Origin of the sequence: Actinomadura napierensis (assembly GCF_039529375.1) — a bacterium.
In the GTDB taxonomy this organism is placed as follows: domain Bacteria; phylum Actinomycetota; class Actinomycetes; order Streptosporangiales; family Streptosporangiaceae; genus Spirillospora; species Spirillospora napierensis.
Genome location: NZ_BAAAMR010000001.1, coordinates 53,605 through 65,209, shown reverse-complemented (window position 1 = coordinate 65,209; position 11,605 = coordinate 53,605). Strand labels below are relative to the sequence as shown.

1 protein-coding gene (cut by a window edge) is annotated in these 11,605 nt (G+C 75.6%); it reads left to right on the top strand.

Annotated features, from left to right (window positions below; translation table 11 throughout):
• Positions 1-35 precede the first annotated feature (35 nt).
• Positions 36-11,605: the start of a non-ribosomal peptide synthase/polyketide synthase gene (locus ABD296_RS00040; RefSeq protein ID WP_344259883.1), read on the top strand. 16,741 nt of this gene lie beyond the right edge of the window; only the first 11,570 of its 28,311 coding nucleotides appear in the window; it begins with the start codon at positions 36-38; its stop codon lies beyond the right edge, outside the window.

The following is an 11,605-nucleotide window of genomic DNA, read 5'->3' as shown; positions in this document are numbered from 1 at the left end:
CCGTCCCGCCCGATCTCTCGCACGGAGGGTCCCCGATGCTTTCCGAATCGAAGCGGCGCCTGCTCGAACGGCGGTTGCGGGGGCAGGCCCCGCCGCGGCGGGAACCGGCGGCCAGACCCGGCGGGCCGGTGCCGCTCTCATTCGCCCAGGAACGCCTGTGGTTCCTGGACCAGCTCGAACCCGGGTCCGTCGAGTACAACGTGCCCCTCCCGGTGCGGCTGACCGGCGACCTGGACGAGGCGGCCCTGCGGTCGGCGCTGGACGCGCTGGTGGAACGGCACGAGTCGCTGCGCACCCGGCTGGTCGCAAGCGACGGGGTCGCCCACCAGGTCATCGACCCGCCGGTCCCGTTCGCGCTCGCGCGCGCGGACCTCACCGGCCGCCCCGACGCCGCCGAGGAGGCCGGACGGCTGGTCCGCACGGACGCGCTGACGCCGTTCGACCTCGCCGCCGGGCCGCTGATCCGCGGGACGCTGATCGTCGTCGGCCCCGGCGACCACGTGCTCAGCCTGTGCCTGCACCACGTCATCTCGGACGAATGGTCGATCGGGATCCTCAACCGCGAGCTCGCCGCCCTCTACGACGCCTTCCGGCGCGGCGAGCCGTCCCCTCTGGAGCCGTTGCCCGCCCAGTACGCCGATTTCGCGTTCTGGCAGCGCGACCGGCTGAACGGCGAGGCGGCCGCGGCCGGACTGGCCTACTGGCGCGAGCGGCTGGCAGGGGCACCAGCGCTGGAGCTGCCCGCCGACCGGCCCCGCCCGCCCGTGCGGTCGGCGGACGGCCGGGTCGTCGGCTTCGAGGTGCCCGAACCGACGGCTGCCGGCCTGCGGGAGCTGTCCCTGCGCTCCGGCGCCACGATGTTCATCACGCTCTTCAGCGCGTTCGCGGTCCTGCTGGGCCGCTACGCCGACACCGACGACGTGGTGGCCGGGACCCCGATCGCCAACCGCGGCCGCACGGAGACCGAGGGCATGATCGGGCTGTTCCTCAACACCCTCGTGCTGCGGGCCGATCTGTCCGGCGACCCGTCCTTCGCCGAGCTCGTCGCCCGGGTCCGCCAGGTCGCGCTGGACGCCTACGAGCACCAGGACGTCCCTTTCGAACACGTTGTGGACGCGCTGCTGCCCGAACGCGACCGCTCCCGCACCCCGTTGTTCCAGGTGATGTTCGACTACAGCCACGAGGACGGCGGCGGTGGCGACGGCGGCGGCGCCCCCGCGTTCGGCGGGCTGGAGGTCCGCGGGTTCGGCGTCGAGCAGACGACCGTCAAGTTCGACCTGACGCTGGGCCTGGCCCAGGCGCCCGGCGGAGGGCTGTCCGGGGCGTTCGAGTACAGCACCGACCTCTTCGAGCGCCCGACGCTGGAGCGGATGATCCGCCATCTGCGCACGCTGCTGGACGCCGTGGCGGCGGACCCGTCGCTGCGGCTGTCGGAGCTTCCGCTGCTGCCCCCGGGCGAGCTGGACGACCTGCTGCACGGCCACAACGACACCGCGCTGCGCCTCCCCGGCCCGGCCGGGGTGCACGAGGCGGTCGCCGCCTGGGCGGAGGGCGACCCCTACGCGGCCGCCGTGCGGCACGGGGACGGATCGCTGGGCTACGCCGAGCTCGACCAACGGGCCGGGCGGCTGGCCGGGCACCTGCGGGCCCTCGGCGTGGAACGCGAGACGGTCGTCGGCGTGTGCCTGGACCGGGGCCTGGACCTGGTCGTCACCCTGCTGGCCGTCTGGAAGGCGGGCGGCGCCTTCCTGCCGCTGGACCCCGAGTACCCCCGCGACCGGCTGGCCTACATGCTCGCCGACAGCGGGGCCCGCGTCCTGGTCGGCCACCGGGCCGTCGCCGGGGATCTCGCGGCGGACGTGCCGGTCAGGCTCTGGCTCGACGACCCCGGCACGGATCCGCTCGACGCCCCCGGAACGGCCGTCCCCACCGACCCCGGCCAGGCCGCGTACGTCATCTACACCTCCGGCTCCACCGGCCGCCCGAAGGGCGTGGTGGTCTCTCACCGCAACCTGGTCAACTTCCTGGTCTCGATGGCCGGCCGCCCGGGAATGACCCGCGCGGACGTCCTGCTCGCCGTGACGACGCTCGGGTTCGACATCGCCGGGCTGGAGCTGTTCCTGCCGCTCTGGACGGGCGCGCGCGTCGTGGTCGCCGACCGCGCGGCCGCCCGTTCACCCGGGGCCCTCGCCGATCTGATCGAACGGTCGGGGGCCACCGTGATGCAGGCGACGCCGGCCACCTGGCGGATGCTCGTCGACGACGGCTGGGCCGGATCGCCGCGGCTGTGCGCGCTGTGCGGCGGCGAGGCGCTGCCGCCCCGGCTGGCGAAGGAGGTCCTGGCGCGCACGGCCGGGCTGTGGAACGTGTACGGGCCGACCGAGACCACCATCTGGTCGGCGTGCGCCGAGATCCCGGCGGGCGGGGAGGTGACCCTCGGCAGGCCGCTCGCCAACACCGCCCTGCACGTGCTCGACCGGCACCTGCGCCCGGTGCCCGTCGGCCTGCCGGGCGAGCTGTTCATCGGCGGCACCGGCGTGGCCCGCGGCTACCGGGACCGGCCCGACCTCACCGCCGAGCGGTTCGTCGCCGACCCGTTCGCCGCGGACGGGACGCGCCTCTACCGGACCGGTGACCGGGTGCGGCGCCGCGCGGACGGCGGCCTGGAGTACCTCGGCCGGGCCGACCACCAGGTGAAGGTGCGCGGCTTCCGGATCGAGCCGGGCGAGGTCGAGGCCGCCCTGACCGCGCACCCGGCGGTCGGGTCCGCCGTCGTCGTCGCCCGGGGCGACGACCAGGACCGGCGGCTCGTCGCCTACCTCGTCCCCGCCGACGCGGCCGCGGGCACCGCCCCGGCCGGCGAGCTGCGCGCGTTCCTGCGTGAGCGGCTGCCCGAGCACATGGTGCCGGCCGTCATGGTGGAGCTGGCCGGCCTGCCGCGCACCCCCAACGGCAAGCTGGACCGGGCCGCCCTGCCCGACCCCGGCTCCTCGCCGTCCGGCACCGCCGGTCCCTACCGTGCGCCGCGGACCGGCACCGAAGAGGCCATCGCCGGCATCTGGGCCGACCTGCTCGGCGTGCCGCGCGTCGGCGTCGCCGACAACTTCTTCGAGCTGGGCGGGCATTCGCTGATCGCCATCCAGGCGGTGTCGCGGCTGCGGAAGGAGTTCGAGCGGGAGCTGCCGCTGGCGGCGCTGTTCGACCACCCCATGGTCGGCGAGCTGGCCGCGCTGGTCGACTCGGCCGCGCCCGGCGCGCCCGCGCCGCCCATCGTCGCTGCCGGGCGCGACCGCGAGCTGCCGCTGTCGTACGCGCAGCAGCGGCTCTGGTTCCTCGACCAGCTCGAACCCGGGTCGGCCGAGTACAACATCCCGATCGTGCTGCGGCTGCGCGGGCCGCTCGACCAGGCCGCGCTGGCGGCGGCGCTGGACGCCCTCACCGAACGCCACGAGGTGCTGCGCACCCGGCTCGTCACCGTGGACGGCCGGGCCCGGCAGATCATCGATCCGCCCGCCGGGTTCCCGCTGCGCACGATCGACCTGTCCGGCGGGCCCGACCCGTTCGGCCGGGCGCGGGAGCTGGCCACGGTCGAGGCGACCACGCCGTTCGACCTGGCGGCCGGGCCGCTGCTGCGCGGCCTGCTCGCGCGCCTCGGCGCCGAGGACCACGTGCTGTCGCTGGTGATGCACCACGTGATCTCCGACGACTGGTCGGCCGACGTCTTCCGCCGCGAGCTGGCGCGGCTGTACGCGTCGTTCCGCGCGGGGGAGCCGTCGCCCCTGCCGCCGCTGCCGGTGCAGTACGCCGACTTCGCGGTCTGGCAGCGCGAGTGGCTCAGCGGCGCGACCATGGACGACCAGGTCGCCTACTGGCGGGAGCGGCTGGCCGGCGCGCCCGTCCTGGAGCTGCCCGCCGACCGGCCGCGGCCCGCCGTCCGCTCGTCCGCCGGCGGCACCATCGACTTCGCGCTGCCCGCCCCGGTCGTCGCCGGGCTGCGGGAGGTGGCGGGGGAGACCGGCGCGACCATGTTCATGGTCCTGGTCGGCGGCCTCGCTGTCCTCCTCGGCCGGTACGGCGACGAGGACGACGTCGTGCTCGGCACCCCGATCGCCAACCGCAACCGCGTGGAGACCGAGGAGCTCATCGGCTTCTTCACCAACACCCTCGCGCTCCGCGTCGACCTGTCCGGCGACCCCACGTTCGCCGAGGTCGTCGCGCGGGTGCGGCGCGACGCGCTGGCCGCCTACGCGCACGAGGACGTGCCGTTCGAGCAGCTCGTCGACGCGCTCCGGCCGCAGCGCGACCGGGCCCGGCATCCGCTCTTCCAGGTGATGATCACGCATGGCCGGGGCACCGTCAGCGCCCTGGAGTTCGCCGGGCTGGGCACCGAGGGCGTCGGGCTCGCGGTGGCGCACGCCAAGTTCGACCTGACCGTCGCGATCGGCGAGCGCGGCGACGCGCTGGACTTCGAGCTCAGCTACAGCGCCGACCTGTTCGACCACGCGACCGTCGAGCGGATGGGCCGCCATCTGGCGGAGCTGCTGAGCCGCGTCGCCGAGGCCCCGCACGAGCGCCTCGCCGGGACGTCGCTCCTCACCGCCGGCGAGTCCCGCCGGCTGCTCGCCGAATGGAACGACACCGCCGCCCGGGAGCCGGACGGGACCGTCGCCGACCTCGTGTCGGCCGCCGCGGCCCGCAGGCCGGACGCGCCCGCCGTCACGTCCGGCGGCGAGACGCTGACCTATGGCGAGCTGGACGCGGCCGCGGACCGCCTCGCCCATCGGCTGCGCGGGCTGGGCGTCGGCCCGGAGACCGTCGTCGGGCTGCATCTGGATCGCGGCACGCGGATGGTCACCGCCATGCTCGCCGTGCTGAAGGCGGGCGGGGCCTACCTCCCGCTCGATCCGGGCTACCCGGCCGACCGTCTCGCGTTCATGATCGCCGACAGCGGCGCGGCCGTCCTGGTCGGCACGCCCGTAGCGGCCGACCTCGGGCTCCAACTCCTGGATCCCGATGACCGGGACCCCGCAGGCCCGGCGGCCCGGCCGGTCGCCGGGGCGGTCCGGCACGGCGACCAGCCCGCCTACGTGATCTACACCTCCGGGTCGACCGGGCGGCCCAAGGGCGTCATGGTCGGCCACCGCGCCCTGGCCAACCTGGTGGAGGCCCAGCGCCGGGATCTCGGCGTCACCGAGGACGACGTGGTGCTGCAGATGGCCTCGTTCAGCTTCGACGTCGCCGGCTGCGAGACCTTCGTCGGGCTGGCGGCCGGGGCGCACCTGGTCATCGCGGGCGGTGCCACCCGCCGGTCCGCGCCGCAGCTCCAGCGGCTGCTCCAGGAGCATGCCGTGACCGTCGCGCAGACGCTCCCGACCGCGCTGCACGACCTGGACCCGGGCGCCCTGCCCGCGCTGCGCGTCCTGGTCGTCGGCGGAGAGCCGTGCCCGCCCGGCCTCGCCCGCGCCTGGGCGCGGGGGCGGCGCTTCATCGTCGCGTACGGGCCGACCGAGACGACCGTCTGCGCGACCGTCGCCGTCGATCCCGGCATCGGCGCCGGCCCGCCGCCGATCGGCGCCCCCATCGCGAACGCCCGCGTGTACGTGCTCGACCGCGCGCTGAACGCCGTGCCCGTCGGCGTCCCCGGCGAGCTCCATGTCGGTGGCGCCGGGGTCGCCCGCGGCTACCACGGCCGTCCCGCCCTCACCGCCGAACGGTTCGTCGCCGACCCGTTCGCCGCGGACGGCGGCCGGCTCTACCGGACCGGGGACCGGGCCAGATGGCGCGCGGACGGGCGGCTGGAATTCCTCGGCCGCATCGACGAGCAGGTCAAGGTCCGCGGCCACCGCGTCGAGCCGGGCGAGGTCGAGGCCGCGCTGACCGCGCACCCGCGGGTGGCGGCGGCCGTCGCGGTCGTGCGGGAGGACGACGGCCGGCGGCGCCTGGTCGCCTACTTCGTCCCCGGCGAAGACGCCGGGGACGGGGGCCCGCCCGGCACGAGCGAGCTGCGCGCCTTCCTGGCGGCCACCCTGCCCGACCACATGATCCCCGCGGTGTTCACGCCGATCGCGGCGATCCCGCTCAGCCCCAACGGCAAGATCGACGCCGCCGCGCTGCCGGCGCCCGGCGGAGCCCGTCCCGATCTCGCCGAACGGTTCGTCCCCCCGCGCAGCGACGCGGAGCAGGTCCTGGCCGAGGCGTGGGCCGAGGTGCTCGGCCTCGACCGGGTCGGGGTCGAGGACAACTTCTTCGAGCTCGGGGGCGACTCGATCGTCAGCATCCAGACCGTCGCGCGCGCCCGCGCCCGGGGCGTGCACGTCACGCCCGCCCAGCTGTTCGAGCACCAGACCGTCGCCGAGCTCGCCGCTGTCGCGGCCCGCCGGCCGGCGGCACAGGCCGAGCAGGGGCCGGTGGTCGGCGAGTTCCCGCTCACGCCGATCCAGCACTGGTTCTTCCGCCGCGAGCTGCCGGACCCGGCCCACTTCAACCAGTCCATGGTGCTGGAGGCGACCTCGCCGGTCGATCCGGCCGTGCTGCGGCGGGCCCTCGACGCACTCGTCGAGCACCACGACGCGCTGCGCGCCCGCTACGTCCGCTACGGCGACGCCTGGGTGGGACGGAACGTGCCGCCAGGAGCCGGAGCGGACCTGCTCCGGGTCGTCCGCGTCCCGTCCGAGGACGACGGCGCGCTCGACGCGCATGCCGACGCGGCGCAGACGAGCCTCGACCTGGAGCACGGGCCGCTGCTGCGCTGCGTGCTGTTCGAGCGCCCCGGCGCGCACCCGCTGCTGCTGATCGTCGTCCATCACCTCACCGTCGACGCCGTGTCATGGGGGATCCTGCTGGAAGACCTGGCCCTCGCCTTCGACCAGGCCGAACGCGGCGGCACGATCCGCCTCGCGCCGAAGACCACCTCGTTCAAGCACTGGTCGGAACGGCTCGCCGACCTGCCCCCCGTCCCGGCCGAGGAGGTCGAGCACTGGCACGCGGTAGAGGCCGCCGTACGGCCCCTGCCGCGCGACCACGGCGGCCCCAACACCGTCGCGTCCGCGCGCGACGTCCGGGTCGCGCTCGGCCGCGACCAGACCACCCGGCTCCTCCAGGAGGTTCCGGCCGCGTACCGCACGCAGATCAACGACGTGCTGCTGACGGCCCTCGGCACGGCCCTCACCGAATGGACCGGCGCCGACCGGGCGGTGGTCGACCTGGAGGCGCACGGCCGCGAGGACCTCGGGCCCGGCATCGACGTCTCCAGGACCGTCGGCTGGTTCACCGCCTTCGCCCCGGTGGCGCTCGCCGCGCCGGGCGGGGACCCCGGCGCGGCACTGCGCCGGACCAAGGAGGAGTTGCGCGCGGTCCCGCGGCGGGGCCTCGGCTACGGCCTGCTGCGCTACCTGAACGGCGATGCGCGCCCGGCGGACGGCGCCGAGGTGAGCTTCAACTATATGGGGCGTTTCGGGGGGCAGGCGGCCCGGCCGGCGTCCCCCGCGTCCCCCTCGTCCTCCGCGGACGGACGCTTCCGGCCGGTCGACGGCGCCGGCCTCGGGCGGGAGCGAGCCGGAACCGGCGACCGCACCCACCTCATCGAGATCAACGGCGAGATCGACGACGGGCGGCTGCGGCTGGTCTGGACGTACTCGCGCGAGGTGCACGACGAGGCGACGGTGGCCCGGCTGGCCCGGCGCTGCCTCGAGGCCCTCACGGAGCTGATCGACCACTGCTGCGCTCCGGGCACCGGCGGCCTCACCCCGTCCGACTTCCCGCTCGCCGGCCTCGGCCAGGACGCCCTCGACGCCGTCCACGCGCGCGCCACGACCGAGATCGAGGACATCTATCCGCTGACGGCGCTGCAACAGGGCATGATGGTGCACTCCGCGCGCGCCCTGGAGTCGGGCGTCTACTGGGTCCAGAACGGGCTCCTGCTGGAGGGCGACCTCGATCTCGCCGCGCTGCGCCGCGCGTGGGAGCTGGTCTTCGCCCGGCACGCGGTGCTGCGCAGCACGGTCGTCTGGCAGGGCGTGCCCGAGCCGCTGGCCGTGGTCTCCCGCGGCGTCGACCTGCCCTGGGAAGAGCTGGACTGGTCGGACCTGGACGAGCCGGGCGTGGACGACGCCCTCGCGGCGTTCATGGCCGCCGACCGTGCCCGAGGCGCCGACTTCGACCGGCCGACGCTCGTGCGGATCGTGGTCATCCGGCTGGCGGGGGACCGCCACCAGGTGCTGTGGAGCTACCACCACCTGCTGCTGGACGGCTGGAGCGTCCCGATCGTCCTCGGCGAGCTGATCGACGCCTACCACGCGTACCGCGCGGGCGAACGGCCTCCGCACGCGACCCACCGGCCGTTCCGCGACCACGTCGCCTGGACCGCCGGGCAGGACCTCGCGGCGGCCGAGGCGTACTGGCGGGACCGGCTGCGCGGCATCGGCGCGGCCACCGTGCTCGGCGTCGAACGCGACACCGGCGAGACGGGCCACGACACCTACCGGACGCATCTCGGCGAACGGGTGACCGCCGACCTCTCCGAGCTGGCCCGGCGGCACCGGCTCACGCTGAACACCGTGGTGCAGGGCGCCTGGGCGGTGCTGCTGGCGGCCTACGCGGGCACCGACGACGTGCTGTTCGGCGTGACCACCTCCGGGCGCGGGGACCAGCTCGACGGCATCGAGAGCATGGTCGGCCTGCTCATCAACACCACCCCGGCGCGGGTCAGGGTGGACGGGGAGCAGACGGTCGCGTCCTGGCTGCGGCGGTTGCAGCGCGAGCAGGCGGAGGCGCGGCGGTTCGAGCACACGCCGCTGGTCCAGGCGCAGGCGTGGAGCGAGGTGCCCGCAGGGCGGCCGCTGTTCGAGTACCTGCTGCTCTTCGAGAACTTTCCCGCCGAACGGCTGGAGCACGGCAAGGCCGAGTCGGCGCGCGGCGGCCTGCTGATGGAGGAGAACGTCTCCCGCGAGCAGGCCAACTATCCGCTCACCGTGGTCGCCGGGCCCGGCCCCGAGCTCGCTCTCGGCCTGGCCTACGACCGGGCACGCTTCGACGACGGCACGATCGGGCGGATGGCGGGCCACCTGGTCGCCGTCCTGGAGGCCATCGCCGACGACCCGGGCCGCCGGGTCGCCGACCTTCCGTTCGGCACGCCCGCCGAGCACCGCGAGATCCTCGTCGGCTGGAACGACACCGCCATGCCCGTCCCGGAGGCGGCCGGCGTCCACGAGCTCGTCGCCGCGCAGGCGGCCGCCAGGCCGGAGGCGACGGCGGTGGTGTACGGCGGCGAGTCCCTCACGTACGCCGAGCTCGACGCGCGGGCCAACCGCCTCGCCCACCACCTCATCGGCAGGGGCGCCGGGCCGGAGACCGTCGTCGGGATCCGCCTGGAACGCGGCCCGGCGATGGTCGTCGCGCTGCTGGCGGTGCTGAAGGCGGGCGGCGCGTACCTGCCCCTGGACCCCGACTACCCGGACGGCCGTCTCGCCTTCATGCGCGCCGACAGCGGCGCCGCCGTCCTGGTCGGCCGGCGAGCCCTGCCCGGCGACATCGGGGAGGCCGACGCGGTGTGGCTGGACGACGAGGAGACCGCGGCGGCCATCGCGGCCTGCCCGGCCACCGATCCCGCGGTCCCGGCGCACCCCGACGGGCTCGCGTACGTCATCTACACCTCCGGCTCGACCGGACGGCCGAAGGGCATCGGCGTTCGCCACCGCGACATCGTCGGCCTCGTCGCACCCGGCGACTACATCACCATCGAGCCCGGCGACGTGGTGGCGCAGGCCGCCACCACCGCGTTCGACGCGGCCACCTTCGAGATCTGGGGCGCGCTCGCCAACGGCGCGACGCTGGCCGGGGTGGAACGCGAGGTGCTGCTGTCGCCGCGGCGGCTCGGCACGGAGATCGAACGGCGCGGGATCACCGTGCTGTTCCTGACCACGGCGCTGTTCAACAGGCTCGCGGCCGAGGCGCCGTACGGCGTGCGGCGGGTGCGGTCCCTGCTGTTCGGCGGTGAGGCCGTCGACCCGCTGAGCGTGCGGCGCATGCTGGCGCTCGGGCGGCCGGAGCGGCTGCTGCACGTGTACGGCCCGACCGAGGCGACCACGTTCGCCACCTGGCGGGCGGTGCGCCGGGTCGGGTCCGGGGACCCGGTCCCGATCGGCCGCCCCCTGGCCAACGGCCGCGTCTACGTGCTGGACCGGCGCATGCGGCCGGTGCCCGCCGGGGTGGCGGGGGAGCTCCACCTGGGCGGAGCCGGGGTGGCCCGCGGCTACGTAGGCCGTCCCGAGCCGACCGCGGAACGGTTCGTCGCCGATCCCTTCGCCGCCGACGGCTCCCGCCTCTACCGCACCGGCGACCGGGCGCGGTGGACGCCGGACGGGGAGATCGAGTTCCTCGGCCGGGTCGACGACCAGGTCAAGGTGCGCGGTTTCCGGATCGAGCCCGGTGAGATCGAGGCCGCGCTGACCGGTCACCCCGCGGTGGCGGCCGCGGTGGTCGCGGTGCGCGACGACGACGAGGACGGCGACGCGAGGCTGGTCGGCTACCTGGTCCCGGCCGACCTCGCGGAGGGCGTGCCGGCGGCGGGCGACCTGCGCGCGTTCCTGCACGAGAGCCTGCCCGACCACATGATCCCCGCGGCGTTCGTGGAGCTGGCGTCGCTGCCGCTCAACTCCAACGGCAAGGTCGACCGTCCCGCGCTGCCCGCCCCCGACTCCGCCCGGCCCGAGGTGGCGGAGTTCGCCGCGCCGCGGACCGGGACCGAACGGGTCCTGGCGGAGATCTGGGCGGCGGTCCTCGGCCTGGAACGGGTCGGCGTCGGCGACGACTTCTTCGAGCTCGGCGGGCACTCGCTCCTGGTCAACCGGGTCATCTCCCGGGTCCGGACCGAGCTCGGCGCCGAGCTGGCGCTGGTGGAGGTGTTCGACCATCCGACCGTCGCCGGGCTGGCCCGCATCGTCGAGGCGGCCCGGCCCGCCGAGGGCGGCGGTGCGCCGCCGCCGATCGTCCCGGCCGGCCGGGACCGGCCGCTGCCGCTGTCGTTCGCCCAGCAGCGGCTGTGGTTCCTGGACCAGCTCGAACCCGGATCCGCCGAGTACAACGTCCCGATGGCGCTGCGCTTCACCGGCCCGCTCGACGCCGCCGCGCTGGAGGCGGCGCTGACGGAGATCACGGCCCGCCACGAGGTGCTGCGCACCCGGCTGGTGGCGGGCGCCGACGGCGTCGCGCACCAGGTCGTCGACCCGCCGGGCCCGGTGCCGCTGCCGGTGCACGACCTCACCGGTCACGCCGACCCGCTCGCCGAGGCCGTCCGCCGCGTCGAGGCCGACTTCGCCCTCGCGTTCGACCTGGCGGCGAGCCCGCCGCTGCGCGTCTCGCTGCTGCGCCTGGGCGCCGAGCACCACGTCCTCGACCTCTGCGTGCACCACGTGGTGGCGGACGAGTGGTCGACCGGCGTGCTGCGGCACGAGCTGGAGACCCTCTACGAGGCGTTCCGGCGCGGCGAGCCGTCCCCGCTGGCGCCGCTGCCCGTGCAGTACGCGGACTTCGCCGCCTGGCAGCGCGGCTGGCTGACCGGCGACGTGCTGGAGGACCAGCTCGCGTACTGGCGGGAACGGCTCGCCGG